This window comes from Pengzhenrongella sicca (assembly GCF_017569225.1).
Classification (GTDB): Bacteria; Actinomycetota; Actinomycetes; order Actinomycetales; family Cellulomonadaceae; genus Pengzhenrongella; species Pengzhenrongella sicca.
In genome coordinates this window covers 1,453,068-1,472,631 of sequence record NZ_CP071868.1, presented here as the reverse complement: position 1 = coordinate 1,472,631, position 19,564 = coordinate 1,453,068, and the positions used below count along the sequence as shown (strand labels likewise).

Sequence of the window (19,564 nt, the reverse complement as noted above, 5' to 3'; positions counted from 1 at the left end):
TCATGCGGTGGTGGCGACGCTGCTACGCCGAGCCGGCGCGGCGGCGGAACGTGCGCTGCACGGGGCCGGAGGTCTCCGAGCCGTGCACGTTGCCGGTGTTGCCCTTGCCGTCAGCGGTGTGGTGCTGCGCGGCCTTCTTCTTGTCGAGTGCTGCGCGAAACTTCGCCTTGGCGTCGTCGGCCGCGCCGCTGTCTGCGGCGGGTTCCTCCTGCTTGTTCTGCGCCATGTAAGGGCCTCCCGCTCAGTCGTGTCGGCCGCGTACGTGCGGCCCTTGCCCCAGCCTCGTCGGTTGGGTGCTCAATTGCCAGCGGATAGCTGGGCCGGGGCCAGGAGCAGCCCCGCAAGCTCGCCGACCGTCGTCGCGACGCGAGCCGCGCCCGCCGCGGCCAGCTCGCCGTCGGCGGCGAACCCCCAGCCCACACCGATCGCGGCGATGCCGTTGGCCGCCGCGCCCTCGATGTCGTGCCGCCGGTCCCCCACCATGATGACCCGCGCCGGGTCGACGCCGCCGAGCTCACGCAGCGCGTGCGCGACGACGTCGGCCTTGCTCAGCGTGCCCCGCTCCGTGTTCCCGGCGATCACCGCGAAGTACTGCGCAAGCCCGAAGTGGGTCAGGGTCACCGCGCCGTCGGCGGCGGGCTTGGCGGTGGCGAGCGCGAGGCGTACGCCGGCGTCGTCGAGCCTGGAGAGCAGCCCGGCGATGCCCGGGATCAGCGTGGCCTCGTAGAGACCGACGGCGAGGTGCCGGCGCCGGAAGGCCGCGACGGCGCGCGGCAACTCCGCGGCCGTGACCCCGAGCCTGCCGAGGTTCTCGCGGATCGGCGGCCCGATCACCCAGGAGAGGTCGACGTCGGCCGGCACGGACCGGCCGACGGCGTCGAGCGCGCTCCGGAAGGAGGCAGTGATCCCGACCTCGGGGTCGGTCAGGGTGCCGTCGAGGTCGAAGAGGATGGCGTCGTACGGCCGCGCGCCCGACCCGACGAGCGGTGGCGGGCAGACCTGCGCGGGGCTCAGCACGACGTCATCACAGGGCCGAGCCTAACCGGCACGCCGGCCGGGCCGGCTGGCGGCGCCGGGGCAGCGGCCCGGTCGCCGCCCCGCTGCCCGCGGGCGTACGGTCGCCGCATGCATCTCGCCGAGCCCGATCGCTATGCCCAGCTGCCCTACCGCCGGACCGGTCGAAGCGGGCTCGACCTGCCCGCGATCTCGCTCGGCCTGTGGCAGAACTTCGGCGCCGGCAACGCGCTCGATCGCCAGCGCGAGGTCATCCTGCACGCGTTCGACCGCGGCATCACGCACCTCGACCTGGCCAACAACTACGGCCCGCCGGCGGGCTCGACCGAGGAGAACTTCGGCCGCATCCTCGCCAGTGACCTGCGGCCCTACCGCGACGAGCTGGTGATCTCCACCAAGGCGGGCTACGACATGTGGCCCGGCCCGTACGGCGTCGGCGGCTCGCGCAAGTACCTGCTCGCCTCGCTGGACCAGTCCCTCGCCCGCATGGGCCTGGACTACGTCGACCTGTTCTACAGCCATCGCTTCGACCCGACCACGCCGCTCGAGGAGACGATGGGCGCCCTCAAGACCGCTCTCGACTCCGGGCGGGCGCTGTACGTCGGCATCTCGTCCTACAGCGCGCACCGCACGCTCGAGGCGCTCGAGGTCGCCCGCGCGATCGGGCTGACCCTCACGATCCACCAGCCGTCCTACAGCATGCTCAACCGGTGGATCGAGCGGCCCGACGACGCGGCGGCCGGCCGGTCCCTCCTCGACGTCCTCGGCGACGCCGGGCTCGGCACGATCGTCTTCTCCCCGCTCGCCCAGGGGATGCTGACCTCCAAGTACCTCACGGGCGTCCCGGCGGACTCGCGCGCCGCGCGCGGGGGCTCGCTGCGCCAGGAGTTCCTCAGCCCGCCGACGCTCGAGCACGTGCGCGCGCTCGCCGCGATCGCTGCGGGCCGCGGCCAGTCGCTCGCCCAGCTGGCGATCGCGTGGGCGCTGCGCGACCCGCGCGTGACGTCGGCGCTGCTCGGCGCGAGCAGCGTCGCGCAGCTCGACGAGAACCTCGCCGCGCTCGACCGGCTCGACTTCGACGCCGCTGAGCTCGCGGCCATCGACGCGCACGCCTTGGACGCCGGGGTCAACATCTGGGCGTCGCGCTCGAGTGACCTCTAGGCGTCGACCGACCGCGATTCACAGGTTACGCACTAGTAACCTACGGCCCCGTAGGTTACCGTTGCCGGGTGACATCTCCCTTCTCCGACCGTCCGTGGCTGGCCCTGTACAGCGACGGCGTCCCGGCCGACATCGACGTACCCGATGAGCCCGTCACCGCCGCTCTCGATCGCGCCGCGGCGCGATACTCAGACCGTGTCGCCGTCGACTTCCAGGGCAAGGCGACGACCTATCGGTCACTCGCGGACCAGGTGAGCCGCGCCGCGGGCGCCCTGGACGCGCTCGGGATCACCGCGGGCGACCGCGTCGCGATCGCGGTGCCGAACTGCGCCGCGCACGTCGTCGCCTTCTACGCGGTGCTGCGGCTCGGCGCGATCGTGGTCGAGCTCAACCCCACCTACGGCGCCGAGGAGCTGGGCCACCAGCTCGCCGACTCCGGCGCCGTCGCCGTCATCTGCTGGCAGAAGACGGCGCCTGCCGTCGCCACGGCCCAGGCGGGCACGGCGGTCCGCACGATCATCTCGGTCGACCTGGCCGGGGACCTGCCCGCGCTCAAGCGCGCGGCCCTGCGCCTGCCGATCCCGCGCGCACGCGCGCTGCGTGACCAGCTGCAGGGGCCGGTGCCCGCCGGGGCGCTCGACTGGCACCGCCTCGTCGGGCGAGCCGAGCCTCTCGACCCGCAGCACCCCCGGCCCGTGCCGAGCGACATCGCGCTGCTGCAGTACACCGGCGGGACGACGGGCTCGCCCAAGGCGGCCATCCTGACCCATCGCAACCTCGTGGCGAACGCGATCCAGGGCGTCACCTGGGCCGGCCTGCACGAGGGCACCGAGACCGTCTTCGGGATCCTCCCGTTCTTCCACGCCTTCGGCCTGACGCTGTGCCTGCCCATCGCTGCCCGCATCGGCGCCACCATGGTGGCGTTCCCCAAGTTCAGCGCCGACGACGTGCTCGCGGCCCACAAGCGCCGCCCGGCCACGTTCCTGCCGGGCGTGGCGCCGATGTTCGATCGGATCGCAACCCTGGCGACCGAGCGCGGAACGGACCTCAGCTCGATCCGCATCGCGTTCGCCGGCGCGATGCCGATCTCGCCCGAGACGGCCGCGCGCTGGGAAGCCTGCACCGGCGGCCTGCTCATCGAGGGCTACGGCATGACGGAGGCGTCCCCGCTCGCGCTCGGCAACCCGTGCAGCGCGGACCGCCGTCCCAGCACTCTCGGCCTGCCGTTCCCGAGCACCGACATCCGCATCGTCGACCCCGACGACCCGACCTCGGACGTCCCGCTCGGCGCGCGAGGCGAGCTCCTGATCCGTGGCCCGCAGGTCTTCGCCGGCTACTGGGGCCGCCCGCAGGACACGGCGGCGGCGCTGCTCCCCGGCGGCTGGCTGCGCACCGGCGACGTCGTGGTGGCCGACGACGCGGGTGCGTGCACCCTCGTCGATCGCACCAAGGAGATGATCATCACCGGCGGCTTCAAGGTGTACCCCTCCCAGGTCGAGGACCACCTGCGCACGATGCCCGGCGTCGCCGACGTCGCGATCGTGGGGGTTCCGGGCGGCGAGCGGGGCGAGCGGGTCGTGGCAGCGATCGTCCTCGCCGCGCACGACGCGGCCGCCGGCGCGGTCGACCTCGCGGCTGTGCGGGCCTGGTGCGAGCAGCGCCTCGCCCGGTACGCGATCCCCCGCGAGCTGGTCATCCTCACCGAGCTGCCGCGCTCGCCGATCGGCAAGGTTTTGCGCCGGACGGTACGCGACGCACTCCTCGCCGCACGGAAGCCGGCGTCGGCATGACGTGGGCCATTCGGGGTCGCGTCACCCGGTCTGGTTCCACTCACGTCCGAACAGGAGGATGATGGTACTGATGTCCTCCCAACCCACCGGTCGCCGCCGGCACCTGCCCAACAGTCCGTTCAATGCCGCCCGAGAGGCGGCAGCAGCGGCAATCAAGCCGATCCCCGTCGGCGCACGCGTCTCGCACGAGCGGCACGGCCTCGGCCGAGTCGTCGCGCTCGACGGTGAGCGCGCCGTCATCGTGGACTTCGGTTCCGGCGATCGACGCCGGGTCGCGCTCGACAGCGCCAAGCTCGAACGTCTCTGACCTGACCGTTCGCTGAGCCGACCGCTCCCGCAGCGGCCGGCACGGCACGGCTGGCTCACGACCCCGCTGCCTCACGGCGCTGCTGGCTCGCGGCGCTGCCGACGCGACCTCGGTCGCACGCCTCGATGCTGGGGTTGTGCTCCAGCAGTCAGCGGCTCGGCGCGTCGGGTACCGGGGCGCCGTCGGCCGAGGACAACCCGGCCAGGGTCTCGCCGTCGTGCGCCTGGTCCGCGTCCTGCTGAGTGTGCTCGGCGCGAAGCACGGTGATCGCGGCCTCGAAGTCGTCGAGCGAGTTGAAGCCTTGATACACGCTCGCGAACCGCAGGTACGCGACCTCGTCGAGGTCCCGCAACGGGGCGAGGATGGTCAGGCCGATCTCGTAGGCGTCGAGCTCGGCGCTCCCGGTGCTGCGGATGGACTCTTCGACCCGCTGGGCGAGCAGTGCGAGGTCGTCCTCGCTCACCGGCCGCCCTTGGCACGCCTTGCGCACGCCGTTGATGATCTTCTCGCGGCTGAACGGCTCCGTCGCACCCGACCGCTTGACGACGGACAGGCTCGCGGTCTCGACGGTCGTGAAGCGACGGTTGCACTGCGGGCACTGTCGACGGCGCCGGATCGACGAGCCGTCGTCCGAGGTTCGCGAGTCGACGACGCGAGAGTCCGAATGGTGGCAGAACGGACAATGCACGTTGGCCCTCGGCTCCTGGTTGCGGTCTGATCGCAGCGACGCCCCCCGCGCAGAACACCCGGGTGACCGTGATCGATCCACGGCGACCGAGCACCTACGAGAGCGGACGCCCCGACGTCCCGGCAAAACCTAGAGGTTCGACCGCGCGGATGCAACGCGGCTCTCCCCCGGCCGGGCCTGCGCACTCAACTCATTCAGCCAGCTCATCCAGTCAGCTCATTGCCCATTCACTCAGCCGGCGGGAACCAGGATCTGCTCGCCCGCCTGCACTGAGCTGCCCGCGAGGCCGTTGAGGTCGACGAGCTCGGTCACGGTGTCGCGCACGTCCTCGTGCGGCGCGGTGTACGCGGACGCGATCGCCCACAGGCTCTCCCCCGCGCTCACGGTGTAGGTGTCGACCGAGATCGGCGCGGACGGCGTCCCGGCCACCGCTCGACCGCCGAGCAGCGCGACGAGCACCAGGAGGACCACGCCGGCAACGCGGAGAACGCGGCGGCCGCGCGGGGTCAGCGACAGCTCCGCTTGCCCCTGCGCCCCCGTGGGGAGGATCAGTGTCGTGCTCATGTCCCGCTCCTTTCGGCCGCTGCCCGTCCGAAGGCCGCACGGGCACTGGTCGCCCGAACCTGCCGCCAATCGAACACCTGTATGTCGAACGTCTGTACGATGTTTAGCACGTGCCATGGACACTTGTCGAGACACGCTCGAACAGATGTTTGAAAGCGTGCCCGCTTTTGCCTAGGCTGCGGGTACGAGACAAGGGCACCACGAGCCACCCACACGCTCCGCTCGGAGCTGGCTCGCGATCGAGGAGGAGAACGGTGACCACAGACGGGACAACGCCCGACGGGCCGAAGGCTGGCGCTCGGCGCGCTCCGCTGGCATCCGTGCACGCGCTGCCGGACGGCGGTCCCGACGGCGACGGCCTGACGGCGCGGCAGCGGCTCGTGCTCGAGACCATCCGGTCCGCGGTGAAGCAGCGCGGCTACCCGCCGAGCATGCGCGAGATCGGCCACGCCGTCGGCCTGACCAGCCCGTCGAGCGTCAAGCACCAGCTCACGGCCCTCGAGCGCAAGGGCTACCTGCGCAGGGACCCGAACCGGCCCCGGGCCATCGAGGTGATGCACCCGGATGACTCGCGCACGATCGCCAGCTGGCACGGTGACGACGAGCGGGCGGGCGCGGAGTTCGGCGAGGATCAGCTCGCGGCGGGCGACGCGACCCCGACGCCGTCGTACGTGCCCGTCGTCGGACGCATCGCGGCGGGCGGCCCGATCCTCGCCGAGCAGGTGGTGGAGGACGTCTTCCCGCTGCCGCGTCAGCTCGTCGGCGATGGGGACCTGTTCCTGCTCAAGGTCGCGGGAGACTCGATGGTCGACGCCGCGATCTGCGACGGCGACTGGGTCGTCATCCGCCGCCAGCCCGTCGCCGAGAACGGCGAGATCGTCGCGGCGATGATCGACGGCGAGGCGACGGTCAAGACCTTCAAGCGCACCGGCGGCCACGTGTGGCTGATGCCGCACAACGCCGCCTACTCCCCCATCCCCGGGGACCAGGCGCAGATCCTGGGGCGCGTCGTCAGCGTCCTGCGCAAGCTGTAGCGCGGGCAGGCGAGCGATGCCGCGGCCGATCAGGGATCCCGGGCCTCGGGCCAGGGCGTTGCTCCGCGCCGAGCCGGCGGCGGTGGAGCTCGAGAGCGTCAGCCTGCGCGAGCTGCGCCGCCGCGCCGCGGAGCACGGCATCCGGGGCCGCTCGACGATGACCCGGGCAGCTCTCGTCGACGCGCTGCGCGCGGCGGCCCGGGCATCGCTGAGGTAAGCCTCGGCTTGCTAGCGCGAGCGTTGCCGGATGTCCCATCATGAAATGGTCTTCGTCGTTCCGCGCCCGCTAAGGAGCTCGACATGACCGTCACCATGCCCGCCGTCAGCGAATGCACCGTCCTCGGCTGCTCGTACAACGATCACAGCGGCTGTCATGCGTTCGCGATCACCGTCAGCGGTGCGGACAGCTCGGCCGACTGCGGAACCTTCATCCCGCTGGGCGTCAAGGGCGGCCTCGACCGCGTCGTCACCCAGGTCGGTGCCTGCTCCCGGACCGATTGCGTCCACAACGCGAACCTCGAGTGCAGCGCCGACGCCGTGCGCATCGGCGCTGGCGCCGGCTCGCACGTCGCCAACTGCCTCACCTACTCCACGAGCTGACTCAGCGGGCGATGCTCGCCGTCGGCGAGTGCTTCCAGAAGCCGGAGAACGTGATCCTGGCCTTGGGCAGGCCGGCTCGGTGCAGTAGTCGCCGGCCCTGCGTCGCCAGGGACGACTCGCCGACGACGAACGCGTAGTCATTGCGCCCCGGCGCGGCGCGGCGTCCGACCTCGGCCAGCGCGAGCGCACCGGGAGTGGCGCGGGGGTCGTCGCGGGCGAGCCAGGTGACGTGAACTCCGGCGGGGGCCGCGAGGTCCTCGACGTCACCGCTGGTGGGGACCTCGAGGATCGCCGAACCGACTGCAGCCGCCGGAAGATGGCGCAAGATGCCGCGGACGGCCGGCAGGCCGGTCTCGTCGGCGACCAGGCGGATGCCGCCCGCGTCGCCCGGCGGGTCGAACAGGAGCCCCTGGTCGAGCAGCGCGACCTCGGCACCGGGAGCCGCGCTGACCGACCAGATGGCGACCGGGCCGGCCACCCGGCCCTGCGCGTCCCAGTGCAGCACGACGTCGATGTCCAGCTCGGTCTCGCCACCCGCCTGGCGCACGTCGGCCACCGTGTAGTTGCTGCAGTGCGGCCGGTCCGGCTCGGGGATGGCCAGGTAGGGCTTCCACCAGGATCGGCCCGCGACGTCGGGCAGCACCAACGCCGCGCCGGCCGTCGGCGGGATGAACAGCCGGAACCAGTGGTCGAAGCCCGCCCAGACGAACTCGTCGATCTGCGCCCCTGCGATCGTCACGCGTTGGAACGACGGCGATCGACGTTCGGACCGCACCACCTGGGCGGTGAACAGCCGCGGGTGTGCGGGCATCAGGCGCGGGTACCGGCTCATGCACCGGAACTATATTAGGTAAGGCTACGCTTACACCATGCCGAACGCCCGCCCTGCGACGCTGGCGCGTGCGTTCGTGCTCCTCTCCCTCGGTGCTGCCGTGCTCGCGCTCGCGGCGGTGAGCCTGCTGCTCGGCAGCAACCTCATCAGCCCGACGGCCGTCATCCGTGGTTTGATCGATCCCGCGACCGACGTCGACGCGATCGTCTGGGGCTCCCGTGTCCCGCGGACGGTCCTCGGCGCCTTCGTCGGCTGCTGCCTCGGGGTCGCCGGGGCCGTGATGCAGGGGCAGACCCGGAACCCCCTGGCCGATCCGGGGCTCTTCGGCGTCTCCGCCGGCGCGAGCCTCGCCGTCGTCATCGGGGTCTACGTCCTCGGGACCAGCTCGGTCCTGACCACCCTCTGGCTGGCGCTCGCCGGCGCCGTGGTCGCGAGCGTCGTGGTGTTCTCGGTCGCGGCGCTCGGCCGCGAGCTCACGAGCCCGGTGCCGCTGACCATCGCGGGAGCGGCCGTCTCGGCGCTGCTGGTGGCGTGGACCTCGCTGCTGGTGCTCTCCGACGAGACGACGCTGGCGGCGTACCGGATCTGGGTCGTCGGGTCTCTGTCGGGTCGCTCGCTGCACGGGATCGCCGCGGCGATCGGCTTCGCGGCCGTCGGCCTCGTCCTTGCCGCCGCGAACACGCGCTCCCTGAATACCCTCGCCCTCGGCACGGAGCTCGCGCGCGGGCTCGGGGAGAATCTCCTGCGTGCGCGGATCGTCGGGCTCGGCGCGATCACGCTCCTCACGGCGAGCGCCGTCGCGATCACCGGCCCGATCGGCTTCATCGGCCTGACGGCCCCGCACCTCGCGCGCGTCGCCGTCGGGGGCAATCACGCGTGGCTGCTGCCGGCCTCCGGGTTGCTCGGCGCCATCGTCCTGCTCGCCTGCGACGTCCTCGGACGCCTCGTCGGCGGGACGGCGGAGTTGCCCGTCGGGGTGGTGCTCACGGTCCTTGGCGGCATCGCCTTCGTGACCATCGTCCGCCGCGGCCGGATGGCGATGCTGTGACGGCCCCCAACCCGACCGCGCCCCGGACTCTGGATCGTCCGTCGCCCGGCGGGGGCGCCCCGGCGCGGCGGGACCGGCGACGGCGCGGACGTGGCGCGGTCGCGACGTCGGCGCTTGTGCTCGCGGTCCTGGTCGCCGCCATCGTCGGCATCACGGTCGGCTCGTCGTCGCTGACCGCGTTGGACGTGACACGGACCCTGCTGGGTTCCGGGAGCCCGGGCGAGGAGCTCATCGTGTTCGACCTGCGCCTGCCGCGGGTGCTCGGAGCGGTGGTCGTGGGGGGCTGCCTCGGGATGGCCGGAGCGCTGACGCAAACGTTCGCCCGGAACCCCCTGGCGACGCCGGACATCATCGGGGTCACGTCCGGCGCCGCGCTCGGCGCGGTCCTCGCGATCGTGCTGGCGGGCGGGACCTACTCGGTCAGCGCGCGCCTGCTCTCCCTCGGCGTCCCCGCCGCCGCCACGGTCGGCGCGCTCGTCACCGCCGCCGTCGTGTACGGGCTCGCCTGGCGCGGCGGCGTCGACAGCTACCGGTTGATCCTCATCGGGATCGGAGCGACGGCAACGCTCGGCGGCATCACCAGCTATCTGATCGCCCGCGCACAGATCACCGAGGCCGCCGCCGCCGCCCAGTGGCTCGTCGGGAGCCTCTCGGGCGTCTCCTGGGCCAGCGTCTGGCCCGCCTGCCTCGTGCTCGTCGTCGTCGCTCCGGTCGCCCTCGCGCAGTCGGCCGACCTGGAGGTCAGCCGGCTCGGCGACGAGATGACGCTCGGGCTCGGCGTCCGGGTACAGCGCCACCGCCTCCTCGTGATCGCGTGCGCGGTGCTGCTCACCGCGGCCGCGGTCTCGGTCAGCGGTCCCATCGAGTTCGTCGCCTTCGTCGCCCCGCAGGTCGCGCGCCGCCTCACCCGGGCCGGCCGCCCACCACTCGTCGCCTCGGCGCTGGCGGGCGCGCTGATCGTGGTTGCCGGTGACAGCGTCGCGCGCCTCGCGCCGACCGAGATCCCCGTCGGCATCGTCACCGCGATCGTCGGGGCGCCCTACCTGATCTGGTTGCTCACCCGCCGGCACGGCAAGGAGAACCTCGCATGACCCCGCTGCCCACCCCCGCGCTCGAGGCGCGGGACGTCACCCTGGCCTATGAGCGGCACGTCGTCTTCGACCATCTAAACCTGCGGATCGAGGCCGGGCAGATCACGACGCTGATCGGCGCGAACGGCAGCGGGAAGTCCACCCTCCTGAAGGCCTTCGGCCGCATCCTCACGCCTGCCGCCGGTGAGGTGCACCTGGCCGGACGACCGGTCCGCGGCCTGCCGACCCGCGCCGTGGCCCGCTCGCTCGCCCTCCTGCCGCAGAAGCCGATGACGCCGTCGGCGACGAGCGTGCAGGACCTCGTCTCGCGTGGCAGGCACCCGCACCAGAGCCTGCTGCGCCCGTGGACGTCCCACGACGGCGACGTCGTGGCGGCCGCACTCGCCGCGACCGGGTTGACCGAGCTCGCGGACCGCGACGCGGGGACCCTCTCGGGCGGGCAGCTCCAGCGCGCGTGGATCGCGCTCGTCCTCGCGCAGGAGGCGCCGACCGTCCTGCTCGACGAGCCCACGACATTCCTCGACCTCACGCACCAGCTCGATGTCCTGCGCCTGACCCGCCGGATCAACCGCGAGCACGGCACCACCGTCGTCATGGTGCTGCACGACCTCACGCTCGCCGCCCGGTTCTCTGACCGCCTGGTCGTGCTCGGTCGAGGTCGCGTGCTCGCCGACGGCACGCCCTGGGAGGTGCTCTCGCCAGAGGTCCTACGCGACGCGTTCGACCTCGCGGCGATCGTCGTGCCGGACCCAGTCACGGGCACGCCGCTGATCGTGCCGCTCGAACCGAGCGGAGTCGAGGTGACCCACGCTCCGCGACTGAGGATAGGCTAACCTTACCTTCATGACGCGATCTCACGCCGGGCGCCGTGCCGCCCGACTCCTGTCCCCCGTCCTGATCCTCTGCGTCGCGACGCTCGCAGCGTGCTCGTCCGGCCCGGCAGGCGACGCCGAGGAGACGACCGGCGGGTGGAGCTACACCGACGACACCGGTGCGACCATCACGCTCGACCAGGCGCCGGAACGCGTCGCGAGCTTCACCGACTACGCCGTCGGGCTGCTCAGCTACGGCATCGACCCCGTGGCGATCTTCGGGCGGCTCGATGTCGCCTCCGATCCCCGCCTCGTCGACTACGACATCTCCGACACCGCCATCGTGGGCAACTCCTACGGCGAGATCGACCTCGAGGCCTTGGCCGAGGCCGCGCCCGACCTGATCGTGACCGGCATCTACCCGACCGACCGCGCGGGCACCCTTGACCTGGCTGGCCCGTACTACGGCTTCGCCGACGTGGAGCAGCAGCAGCAGCTCGAAAAGATCGCCCCCGTCGTCGCGATCGAGATCGGCGGGAACGGCCTCGAGGTCATCGAGAGCCTGACCGAGCTCGCTTCCTCGATCGGCGCGAGCGACGAGCGGATCGCGACAGCGAAGTCGGAGTACGACGCCGCCGCCGCCGACCTGTCCGCCGCCGCTGCGGAGACCGACCTCGAGGTGACGATGATGTACGCGGACGCCGACGGCGTCTATGTCACCAAGCCAGCCGACGAGCCCGAGAGCGCGCTGTACGGCAGTCTCGGCGTCGACTACACGAACCTGAGCCCCGACGGCGACTACTACTGGGACATCTACAGCTGGGAGAACGCGGGCCAGATGATGACGGGCGACGTCCTGATCGTGAACGCCGAAGGCTTCCAGGACGAGGACCTGCGCGCCCAGCCCACCTTCGCCGGCCACCCGGCGCTGGCCGCCAACCAGGTCTACTCCTGGCAGAACGCCGCCCTCGACTACTCCTCCCAGGCGGATCAGATGACGAAGCTGGCCGAGATCCTGCGCACGGCCAGCCCCGTCTGACGGGGCCTTCTCGGCTCAGCTCAGGGGCGCTGGCACCGGCGGCTCGGCGGCGAGGTCGTCGGTGCTGCGGCCCGGCGTCGGCGGCCAGACCGCGGCCGCCGCGTGTGACTCGCCGCGGTGCGTGGCGCCGCCGCAGGCGTCCTCACGGTCGAACCGTGCGGCGTCCGGGATCTGCGCGAGCAGATGCTCGAACGCGGCGCGGCCGATGCGCCAGTCGCCGCGGTCGAGCGGCATGGTCGTCCCGTCGACCCCCAGGATCGTCAGGTACCCCTCGGGTGCCATCGTGGCACCGATGATGTCGGCGAACCGCACGGTCAGCGTGTCGGACGGCAGCACGATCGACAGTCCGTCGGCGCCAATGACGAGCCGGGATCCGCGCGGCGCCTCCGAGCGCAGCCGCCGCGCGTAGGTCCGGCCCTGGAGCACCGCGCCGCGGGTCCCGTCGTCGACCGGCAGCTCCAGCTCGGCGGCCTCCGCCGCTCCGGGCACAAGGACGAGAAGCGATGCGGCGGCAGCAGCAAAGGCGTCGCGGACGGCGGCCGGGGTGACCAGCTCGAGCTCTGCGAGCCGCTCGACGTCGGTGTGCTCGGGCCGCCCCGCCAGCACGTCCGCGGCCGCCCAGTCGAGCTCGGCAAGGGCAGCGCGCGGGTCGGCGACGGCCAGCCGCGCTCGCGCGACGTCACCGCGAAGCTCCGCTGCGGTCGGCCCGTCGGATGCGAGGGCCCGGACGATGTCGAGCAGTCCCCGGCCTGCCTCGACCTGATGGACGGGCAGCGGGTCGGCGTGGAGCAGCACCAGCAGAGTGTCTCCCGCGACGTCGATGACGTCGGCGTCCGGGTGGTAGACGATCCCCCGGCGCATGCGCAGCTCGATGAACGCGCGCTCCATGGCGATCCGGATCCCGGCCAGCAGGGCGGGGCTCTCCGCCGCCAGGAACGACAGGCCAACTGCCTCCTCGACGTCGCCCTCGCTCACCACCGGGTAGGGGATGTCCAGGGCGACGTCCGAGGCCCGCTGGGACCGGTCTCCGTGCGGCAGCGCGCTCAGCGCCTCGTCAAGGCCGTCGGGCGCCGGCCCGCTGAGGCACAGCACCGCGTTCTCCCGCACGAAGTACCGGTTCGACCAGGCCGTGACCGCGTCGGCGTCGAGGGCGCCGATCGTCGGCTCCGTGAACCCGGCGATTCCGAGCCCGCGCGCCCCGTAGCGGTACGCGAGGTGCCGGCCCAGGGCTGGCCTCGCATACGAACCACCCTCGGCACGCAGCACGGCCGCCTCGGTCGCGAGGCGCTCGACTGGCAGCGCGGGCAGCGCAGCGGCGAGCCGACGGAGCACCTCGACGACGTCGTCGGCGTTCCCCGTGGCGGTGAAGGTCGTATGCCCGAGCTGCACCTGCCCGTTGCACTCGAGCATGGGCCGGCCGACTGCCGACATCGCGAGGTGCTCGACGAGGTGAGTGATCCCCCCGGTCAGGAACGCCTCGTGGCGGCGGCCGACCGCGAACACCAGCGTGGCGGTGAACGGTGCGGGGGCGGGCGCGGAAAGAACGGTGAGGCCATCGAGGTCACGTCGTTGCATGGGCCGAGGCTAGGGCTCCTTCGGTCGCCGCATCCGAGGTTCGCGGGTGAACTAGAACCCGAACCGTCGCGCGACCGCCTTGAGCGCCTCGGCCGAGCGCCGCAGGTTCGCGACCTCGTCGGCGGACATGGGCACCTCGAGCAGCCGGTCGGCGCCGGTGCGGCCCACGACCGTCGGCACCGACAGGCACACGTCGCTGATTCCGTAGTAGTCGTCGAGCAGGCTCGAGACCGGCAGCACCCGGCGCTCGTCCTTGAGCACCGCCTCGATGATCCGGGACACGGCCAGCGAGACGGCGTAGTTGGTCGCGCCCTTGCCCTTGATGATCTGGTAGGCCGACTCGATGACGTCGCGCGCGATGGCCTCGCGCACGGCGGGCGTCATCGGTCCGGCGTCGCGCGTGCCGCGCCACTGCGTCAGCGGCACGCCGCCGATCGACGCCGAGTCCCACAGCGGGAACTCGCTGTCGCCGTGCTCCCCCGCCATGTACGCGTGCACGTTCTGCACCGCGACGCCGGTGCGACGCGCGATCAGGTAGCGCAGGCGGGACGAGTCGAGCACCGTGCCCGAGCCGAACAGCTGCGAGCGCGGCAGGCCCGACAGCTTCAGGGCCGCGTAGGTGACGATGTCGACCGGGTTGGTCACCATGATGAAGATCGCGTTCGGGGCCTGCTCGACCAGCGGCGGCAGGATCTTGCGGGTGAGCGAGATGGTCGCCTCGGCGAGGTCCAGGCGGGTCTGCCCGGGCTTCTGCTTCGCCCCGGCGGTCACGACGACCACGTCGGCGTCCGCGCACACCGCGATGTCGTCCGAGCCGATCACCTCGGCCATCGGCATGAACTGGATGCCGTGCCCGAGGTCGAGCGCCTCGGCCTCGACCTTCTCCTTGCTGATGTCGTAGAGCGCGACCGTGCGCGCCGCGCCGCGCAGCAGCGCCGCGTAGGCCACCGTCGCCCCGACCGCGCCAGCTCCGACCACGGCGAGCTTGGTGGTGCGCCGGTCCGGGACCGGTCCGTTGCCCGTGCCGACGTCGTCGCTGTCGTAGGTCTCGCTCATGGATCCTCCACGGATGGGTCGTGCGGCGGGCGGGCGGGGTTTGGGGTCAGGCTAGTGCGCCCAGCCGCTCGAGCGCCGCGACGACGACCTCCCGGTCGCTCGTGCGCCAGAAGTCCGGCAGAGAGCGGGCGAGGAACTCCCCGTACCGCGCCGTCGCGAGCCGCGGGTCGAGGACGGCGACGACGCCGCGATCGGCGGTGCCGCGGATCAGCCGGCCCGCTCCCTGCGCGAGCATCAGCGCCGCGTGGGTCGCGGAGATCTGCATGAACCCGTTGCCGCCCGCGGCCTCGACGGCCTCCGACCGCGCCGAGCGGACCGGGTCGTCCGGCCGCGGGAACGGGATGCGGTCGATGAGCACGAGCTGGCACGACGGGCCGGGCACGTCGACGCCCTGCCAGAGCGAGAGCGTGCCGAACAGGCACGTGGCCGGGTCCGCCGCGAACTCGCGCACGAGGGTCGGCAGCTGGTCGTCGCCCTGCGCGAGCACGGGGACGTCGAGCCGCTCGCGCATCGCCTCCGCGACCGCCGTCGCGGCGCGCCGGGATGAGAAGAGCCCGAGGGTCCGGCCGCCGGCGGCGGTGATGAGGGTCGCGATCTCGTCGAGCTGGGCGTCGGTCGCGGACTCCCGGCCCGGGGCCGGCAGCCGCTTCGCGATGTACAGGATGCCCTGGCGCGGGTAGTCGAACGGGCTCCCGACGTCGAGGCCGCGCCACGGGACCGCCTCGGCGTCGCCGTCGGCGGCCGGCTTCGCGGCCTGCTTCGCGCTCGTCTTCGCGGCGGGCTTTGCGGCGGGCTTGACGGCGGGTTCCGCGGCCGGCGCTGCCTCGCCGGCCGCCTCGACCCGCTGCGCGGAGGCGTCCAGGCCGAGGGACCGCGCGAGCGGCACGAAGGAGCCGCCGAGCGCGAGGGTCGCCGACGTGAGCACGCCGGACCGCCCCGCGAGCAGGTGGGTCCGGATGAGGCCGTTGACGGCGAGCGGGGCCGCGTGCAGGCGGGACATGCCGCTGCCGCGGAACGCGCCGCCGTCGTCGCCGCGCGAGCACCAAAGCACGTCGGTGCCCGTGCGGTCCGGGTTGCCGGCCATCCGGTCGGTGATGTCGAACAGCTCGAGCATCGCCGACGCGGCCATCTTGATCCCGCCCTCGGCGGCCGCGGCCGACGGGGCGCCCGCGGGCTTGAGCGCGCTCAGGAGCGTGCGCGCGGCGTCGCGCACGGCGCCCACGGCCGACTGCGCGGCCGGGGGCAGGCCGTCGCGCAGCCGGCCCTCGGGCAGCTCGGCGAGCACGGCGCCGAGCGCGAGGCTCGCGGCGTCCAGGTCCGTCGTCGGGAGGCTGCCGTGGCGGCGCGTGAGGCGGGCCGCGCGTTCGACCGTCGCGACCGACAGCTCCGCGGTCGCCTGCGCGGTGACGCGGTCGGTGAGCTCGTGCGCCTCGTCGACGATCAGGACCTGGTGCTCGGGCAGGATCCCGGGGAACCCGGAGGCGGCGATGCCGAGCATCGCGTGGTTGGTCACCACGACGTCGGCCTCCTTCGCCAACGCGCGCGCCCGCGTCGGGAAGCAGTCGCCGATCATGGGGCACTTCGGGGCGAGGCACTCCATCGAGGTGACGGAGACCTGGCGCCACGCGCGGTCGCTCACCCCCGGGACGAGGTCGTCCCGGTCGCCCGTCTCGGTCTCCTCGACCCAGGCTCGGGCCCGGACGACCTGCGCACCGAGATCGCCCGACCGGGCCCCGCCCCCGGCCCGACCCGCGCGCGGGCGAGCGCCCGCGTCGTCGTCGGCGGCCGCGGGGTGCTCGGCGGCGCCCGCCGGCTCACCCGGCAGCTCGAACAGCGTGCCGGCCTCGTCCGCCGGGAAGCCGCCCGCGACCTTCTGCACGCACGCGTAGTTGTGCCAGCCCTTGAGCACCGCGATTCGCGGGGCGCGCGGCAGCCGCGGCGCCAGGGCCGCGGCGACGAGCGGGAGGTCGTGCGTGAGGATCTGGCGCTGGAGCGCGAGCGTCGCGGTCGACACGACGACGCGCTCGTCGTCCTGCACCGCGTGCCGCACCGCCGGGACGAGGTAGCCGAGCGACTTACCGGTGCCTGTGCCCGCCTGGACCAGGAGGTGCTCGCCGCCCTCGATCGCGCCGGCCACGGCGCGCGCCATCTCGACCTGGCCCGCGCGGCGCGACCCGCCGAGGCTCGTGACCGCCAGCTCGAGCAGCTCCTCGACCGGGGCGGGCTGGTCGTTCGACGGGCTCGGGTCTGGCACCGGGACAGCCTAGTGCGGGCGCCCGCCCGGCCGGCCGGAGCCGGCACCGGGTGTGGACGCCCGAGCTCAGGTCCCCGGGACGGCCGCCTCGGCGAGCTCACGGGCGAGAGCCTCGTCCACGCGCGCGCGCAGCGCGGTGCCTGCGCCCGTGTGCTCCTCGGCCTCGATCTCACCGACCTCGTGCACGCGGCTGACGAGGTCGCCGCGGTCGTACGGGATGACGAGGTCGACACTGACCCCGGGCCGCGGGAGCTGGTCGGTGACGAGCGCGAGCAGCTCGTCTATCCCCTCGCCGGTGTGGGCGGAGATGACGATCGAGTGCACCTCTTGCGAGCGCAGCCGCGCGATGACGTCGGGATCGGCGACGTCGGCCTTGTTGAGCACGATGACCTCGGGCACGTCGAACGCGCCGGGGATCCCGGCCAGCACCTGCCGGACGGCCGTGATCTGGCCCTCGGGGTCGGGGTGCGACGCGTCCACGATGTGCAGCACGAGGTCGGCGTCCGCGACCTCCTCGAGCGTGGACCGGAACGCCTCGACGAGCTGCGTGGGCAGCGAGCGCACGAAGCCGACGGTGTCGGTCAGCGTGTAGACCCGGCCGTCGGCAGTCTCGGCTCGCCGGACGGTCGGGTCGAGGGTCGCGAAGAGCGCGTTCTCGACCATGACGCCAGCGCCGGTGAGCCGGTTGAGCAGCGACGACTTGCCCGCGTTCGTGTACCCGGCGATCGCGACCGACGGGATGGCGTTGCGCCGCCGGGAGGACCGCTTGGTCTCGCGCGAGGGCGCCATCGCGGCGATCTCGCGGCGGAGCTTCGCCATCCGGGTCCGGATGCGGCGCCGGTCCAGCTCCATCTTGGTCTCACCGGGACCGCGCGAGCCGATCCCGGCGCCGGCCGCGACCCGCCCGCCGGCCTGGCGGGACATGGACTCGCCCCAGCCGCGCAGGCGCGGCAGCAGGTACTCGAGCTGGGCGAGCTCCACCTGGGCCTTGCCCTCACGGGACTTCGCGTGCTGGGCAAAGATGTCCAGGATCAGCGCGGTGCGGTCGATCACCTTGACCTTGACGATGTCCTCCAGCGCACGGCGCTGGGACGGCGCGAGGTCGCCGTCGATGATGACGGTGTCGGCGCCGGTCGCGGCCACGATCGTGGCCAGCTCCACGGCCTTGCCCGAGCCCAGGTACGTGCTCGGGTCCGGGTTGGCGCGGCGCTGGAGCATGCCGTCGAGCACCTCGGAGCCCGCCGTCTCGGCGAGCGCGGAGAGCTCGGCGAGTGATACCTCGGCGTCCTGCACGGTGCCCTGACCCCAGATCCCGACGAGCACGACCTTCTCGAGCCGCAGCTGCCGGTACTCGACCTCGGTGACGTCCTGAAGCTCGGTCGACAGGCCGCCGACCCGCCGCAGCGAGGCCCGGTCCGCGATGTCGAACTGCTGGCCGTCGTAGGACGAGTGCACCGTGGCCCCCGCGTCGAGCGCGGTGCCCGCGCGGGCCAGGACCCGGGCGACGACGTCGCCGGCGACGTCCTGCGCGCTGCGCTGGCCCGATCCCCCGTCCCGCTGCGGTTCGCCCGCGGTGGCGGGCTCGTCGGGGACCTCGGCTGCGCCGTCGGACGTGGAGCCGGTGCGGGGATGGGTCACGTGCTACCTCTTTCTCTCTTCGCTCGTCCCAGGGTGTCACGCCGCCTGGCCAGGCGGCGAGCCAATTCGCTCCCGGCGTGACCCGCGTAGGGTTCGACCCGTGCCCGATCCCGCTGAGCCCGCCGACGCCAGGGCCGCCGACCCGGCCGACCACTACTTCACCGCCCGGCCCGCGTCGCCCTCCGAACGGCGCCCGCTGCGCGTGCGCCTGGCCGGCCGCGAGCTCGAGCTCGAGACCGCGCGCGGGGTCTTCTCCCCCGACCGGCTCGACCTCGGCACACGCGTGCTGCTCGAGACCGTGCCCGCGCCGCCGACCAGCGGCGACCTGCTCGACCTCGGCTGCGGCTGGGGGCCCGTCGCGTTGACCCTCGCCCTGACCTCGCCCGCGGCGCGCGTGTGGGCCGTCGATGTGAACGAGCGCGCGCTCGACCTCGTGCGGCGCAACGCCGACGTGCTCGGCCTCGCCAACGTCCGCGCCGTCACGCCCGACGACGTCCCGGCCGACGTCGCGCTCGCCGCCCTGTGGTCGAACCCGCCGATCCGGGTCGGGAAGGTCGCGCTGCACGAGATGCTGCTGCGCTGGCTGCCGCGGCTCGCACCCGGTGCGCAGGCCCACCTCGTCGTGCAGCGCAACCTCGGCGCCGACTCGTTGCAGCGCTGGCTCGCCGAGCAGCTCGGCGACGCCGCCGAGGTCACCCGGGTCGAGACCGAGAAGGGCTTCCGCGTGCTGCGGGTCGATCAGCTCGGGTCGACGACGGCCGCGAGCGCCGCCCGCGCCTGAGCAAGGCTCGGCGCGCCGCTGGCCCGCCCGCGCTCGACGCCGTCGGCGTCGAGGATGAGCACCATGGGCGTGGCGTCGATGCCGAGCCGCTCGCCGAGCTCGACGTGGTCGGCGACGTCCAGCTCGACGTGCGTCACCCCGCCCGTCGTCCGAGCGACGCGGTCCAGCACGGACCGGGTCGCGCGGCAGGGCGCGCAGAACGTGCTCGAGAACTGCAGGAGCGTCGCCCGGTGCCCGAGCGCGACCGGAAGGTCGCCCGCGAGCGAGGTGTCCGGCATCG

21 protein-coding genes are annotated in these 19,564 nt (G+C 73.2%); 11 read left to right on the top strand and 10 right to left on the bottom strand.

The annotated features are described in order from the left end of the window. Positions 1–22 precede the first annotated feature (22 nt). Together J4E96_RS06700 and J4E96_RS06695 are read right to left on the bottom strand one after the other, a co-directional pair. Positions 23–226, bottom strand: coding sequence for a DUF5302 domain-containing protein (locus J4E96_RS06700; protein ID WP_227424991.1), 204 nt, complete (start codon positions 224–226; stop codon positions 23–25). A 71-nt stretch (positions 227–297) separates the two neighbouring features. Then, positions 298–1,017 carry an HAD hydrolase-like protein gene (locus J4E96_RS06695; RefSeq protein ID WP_227424990.1) on the bottom strand — a complete coding sequence of 240 codons (720 nt, stop codon included), beginning with the start codon at positions 1,015–1,017 and terminating at the stop codon, positions 298–300. A 108-nt stretch (positions 1,018–1,125) separates the two neighbouring features. On the opposite strand from J4E96_RS06695, the gene mgrA reads away from it, so the two are divergent. The 3 genes from mgrA (at position 1,126) to J4E96_RS06680 (ending at position 4,272) form a co-directional block, all read left to right on the top strand. After that, entirely contained in the window at positions 1,126–2,175 is a 1,050-nt protein-coding gene (gene mgrA / locus J4E96_RS06690) for an L-glyceraldehyde 3-phosphate reductase (protein WP_227424989.1), read from the top strand. Between the two features lie 68 nt (positions 2,176–2,243). Then, complete coding sequence (locus tag J4E96_RS06685) at positions 2,244–3,965, top strand: AMP-binding protein (RefSeq protein WP_227424988.1); 1,722 nt, start codon at positions 2,244–2,246, stop codon at positions 3,963–3,965. A gap of 70 nt (positions 3,966–4,035) precedes the next feature. Next, positions 4,036–4,272 carry a hypothetical protein gene (locus tag J4E96_RS06680; RefSeq protein ID WP_227424987.1) on the top strand — a complete coding sequence of 79 codons (237 nt, stop codon included), beginning with the start codon at positions 4,036–4,038 and terminating at the stop codon, positions 4,270–4,272. A 148-nt stretch (positions 4,273–4,420) separates the two neighbouring features. On the opposite strand, the gene nrdR is transcribed toward J4E96_RS06680, so the two are convergent. Together nrdR and J4E96_RS06670 are read right to left on the bottom strand one after the other, a co-directional pair. Further along, a complete protein-coding gene (nrdR, locus tag J4E96_RS06675; RefSeq protein WP_227424986.1) occupies positions 4,421–4,960 on the bottom strand; it encodes a transcriptional regulator NrdR in 540 nt (179 codons plus the stop codon). Between the two features lie 231 nt (positions 4,961–5,191). Next, a complete protein-coding gene (locus J4E96_RS06670; RefSeq protein WP_227424985.1) occupies positions 5,192–5,524 on the bottom strand; it encodes a LysM peptidoglycan-binding domain-containing protein in 333 nt (110 codons plus the stop codon). A 254-nt stretch (positions 5,525–5,778) separates the two neighbouring features. Between J4E96_RS06670 and lexA the strand changes: the two genes are divergently transcribed. From lexA to J4E96_RS06655, 3 genes are all read left to right on the top strand, one after another. Next, positions 5,779–6,558 carry a transcriptional repressor LexA gene (lexA, locus tag J4E96_RS06665; RefSeq protein ID WP_406620417.1) on the top strand — a complete coding sequence of 260 codons (780 nt, stop codon included), beginning with the start codon at positions 5,779–5,781 and terminating at the stop codon, positions 6,556–6,558. An 82-nt stretch (positions 6,559–6,640) separates the two neighbouring features. Continuing rightward, positions 6,641–6,775, top strand: a complete 135-nt coding sequence (locus tag J4E96_RS06660) for a Rho termination factor N-terminal domain-containing protein (protein WP_227424984.1) — start codon at positions 6,641–6,643, stop codon at positions 6,773–6,775. An 83-nt stretch (positions 6,776–6,858) separates the two neighbouring features. Then, positions 6,859–7,158: a DUF1540 domain-containing protein gene (locus J4E96_RS06655; RefSeq protein WP_227424983.1), complete on the top strand. Its 300-nt coding sequence runs from the start codon at positions 6,859–6,861 to the stop codon at positions 7,156–7,158. Position 7,159: 1 nt separating this feature from the next. Here J4E96_RS06655 and J4E96_RS06650 read toward each other — a convergent pair whose 3' ends face one another. After that, positions 7,160–7,990 (bottom strand): siderophore-interacting protein, encoded by an 831-nt coding sequence (locus J4E96_RS06650; RefSeq protein WP_227424982.1) that lies wholly within the window; start codon positions 7,988–7,990, stop codon positions 7,160–7,162. 37 nt (positions 7,991–8,027) lie between these two features. Between J4E96_RS06650 and J4E96_RS06645 the strand changes: the two genes are divergently transcribed. The 4 genes from J4E96_RS06645 to J4E96_RS06630 are packed head-to-tail and all read left to right on the top strand — an operon-like array spanning position 8,028 to position 11,980. Next, a complete protein-coding gene (locus tag J4E96_RS06645) occupies positions 8,028–9,038 on the top strand; it encodes a FecCD family ABC transporter permease (protein ID WP_227424981.1) in 1,011 nt (336 codons plus the stop codon). Continuing rightward, positions 9,035–10,129, top strand: coding sequence for a FecCD family ABC transporter permease (locus tag J4E96_RS06640; RefSeq protein WP_227424980.1), 1,095 nt, complete (start codon positions 9,035–9,037; stop codon positions 10,127–10,129). Before J4E96_RS06645 ends, J4E96_RS06640 begins: the two co-directional genes overlap by 4 nt. After that, a complete protein-coding gene (locus tag J4E96_RS06635) occupies positions 10,126–10,962 on the top strand; it encodes an ABC transporter ATP-binding protein (protein ID WP_227424979.1) in 837 nt (278 codons plus the stop codon). The genes J4E96_RS06640 and J4E96_RS06635 overlap by 4 nt, the downstream gene beginning before the upstream one ends. Positions 10,963–10,972: 10 nt before the next feature. Next, the gene (locus J4E96_RS06630) at positions 10,973–11,980 is read left to right on the top strand and encodes an ABC transporter substrate-binding protein (protein ID WP_227424978.1); all 1,008 of its coding nucleotides are present in this window, start codon (positions 10,973–10,975) and stop codon (positions 11,978–11,980) included. Between the two features lie 15 nt (positions 11,981–11,995). On the opposite strand, the gene J4E96_RS06625 is transcribed toward J4E96_RS06630, so the two are convergent. The 4 genes from J4E96_RS06625 to hflX form a co-directional block, all read right to left on the bottom strand. After that, positions 11,996–13,555: a peptidase M16 family protein gene (locus J4E96_RS06625; RefSeq protein WP_227424977.1), complete on the bottom strand. Its 1,560-nt coding sequence runs from the start codon at positions 13,553–13,555 to the stop codon at positions 11,996–11,998. Between the two features lie 51 nt (positions 13,556–13,606). Continuing rightward, positions 13,607–14,611, bottom strand: coding sequence for an L-lactate dehydrogenase (locus J4E96_RS06620; protein WP_227424976.1), 1,005 nt, complete (start codon positions 14,609–14,611; stop codon positions 13,607–13,609). Positions 14,612–14,657: 46 nt separating this feature from the next. Further along, the gene (locus tag J4E96_RS06615; RefSeq protein WP_227424975.1) at positions 14,658–16,865 is read right to left on the bottom strand and encodes an ATP-dependent DNA helicase; all 2,208 of its coding nucleotides are present in this window, start codon (positions 16,863–16,865) and stop codon (positions 14,658–14,660) included. Positions 16,866–16,931: 66 nt separating this feature from the next. After that, on the bottom strand, positions 16,932–18,503 hold the full coding sequence (gene hflX, locus J4E96_RS06610; RefSeq protein ID WP_227424974.1) for a GTPase HflX: 1,572 nt from the start codon (positions 18,501–18,503) through the stop codon (positions 16,932–16,934). A 100-nt stretch (positions 18,504–18,603) separates the two neighbouring features. Here hflX and J4E96_RS06605 point away from each other — a divergent pair, with 100 nt between their 5' ends. Next, positions 18,604–19,284: a class I SAM-dependent methyltransferase gene (locus J4E96_RS06605; RefSeq protein ID WP_227424973.1), complete on the top strand. Its 681-nt coding sequence runs from the start codon at positions 18,604–18,606 to the stop codon at positions 19,282–19,284. On the opposite strand, the gene J4E96_RS06600 is transcribed toward J4E96_RS06605, so the two are convergent. Then, the gene (locus J4E96_RS06600; RefSeq protein WP_227424972.1) at positions 19,242–19,562 is read right to left on the bottom strand and encodes a TlpA family protein disulfide reductase; all 321 of its coding nucleotides are present in this window, start codon (positions 19,560–19,562) and stop codon (positions 19,242–19,244) included. The genes J4E96_RS06605 and J4E96_RS06600 overlap by 43 nt on opposite strands. Between the last annotated feature and the right edge of the window lie 2 nt (positions 19,563–19,564).

What these genes read in the sequence shown, in the direction of transcription:
- J4E96_RS06700 (WP_227424991.1), bottom strand. Translation starts at nt 226, where the DNA reads ATGGCGCAGAACAAGCAGGAGGAACCCGCCGCAGACAGCGGCGCGGCC.
- mgrA (WP_227424989.1), top strand. Translation starts at nt 1,126, where the DNA reads ATGCATCTCGCCGAGCCCGATCGCTATGCCCAGCTGCCCTACCGCCGG.
- J4E96_RS06680 (WP_227424987.1), top strand. Translation starts at nt 4,036, where the DNA reads ATGTCCTCCCAACCCACCGGTCGCCGCCGGCACCTGCCCAACAGTCCG.
- J4E96_RS06670 (WP_227424985.1), bottom strand. Translation starts at nt 5,524, where the DNA reads ATGAGCACGACACTGATCCTCCCCACGGGGGCGCAGGGGCAAGCGGAG.
- J4E96_RS06655 (WP_227424983.1), top strand. Translation starts at nt 6,859, where the DNA reads ATGACCGTCACCATGCCCGCCGTCAGCGAATGCACCGTCCTCGGCTGC.
- J4E96_RS06650 (WP_227424982.1), bottom strand. Translation starts at nt 7,990, where the DNA reads ATGAGCCGGTACCCGCGCCTGATGCCCGCACACCCGCGGCTGTTCACC.
- J4E96_RS06645 (WP_227424981.1), top strand. Translation starts at nt 8,028, where the DNA reads ATGCCGAACGCCCGCCCTGCGACGCTGGCGCGTGCGTTCGTGCTCCTC.
- J4E96_RS06635 (WP_227424979.1), top strand. Translation starts at nt 10,126, where the DNA reads ATGACCCCGCTGCCCACCCCCGCGCTCGAGGCGCGGGACGTCACCCTG.
- J4E96_RS06630 (WP_227424978.1), top strand. Translation starts at nt 10,973, where the DNA reads ATGACGCGATCTCACGCCGGGCGCCGTGCCGCCCGACTCCTGTCCCCC.
- J4E96_RS06625 (WP_227424977.1), bottom strand. Translation starts at nt 13,555, where the DNA reads ATGCAACGACGTGACCTCGATGGCCTCACCGTTCTTTCCGCGCCCGCC.
- J4E96_RS06620 (WP_227424976.1), bottom strand. Translation starts at nt 14,611, where the DNA reads ATGAGCGAGACCTACGACAGCGACGACGTCGGCACGGGCAACGGACCG.
- J4E96_RS06600 (WP_227424972.1), bottom strand. Translation starts at nt 19,562, where the DNA reads ATGCCGGACACCTCGCTCGCGGGCGACCTTCCGGTCGCGCTCGGGCAC.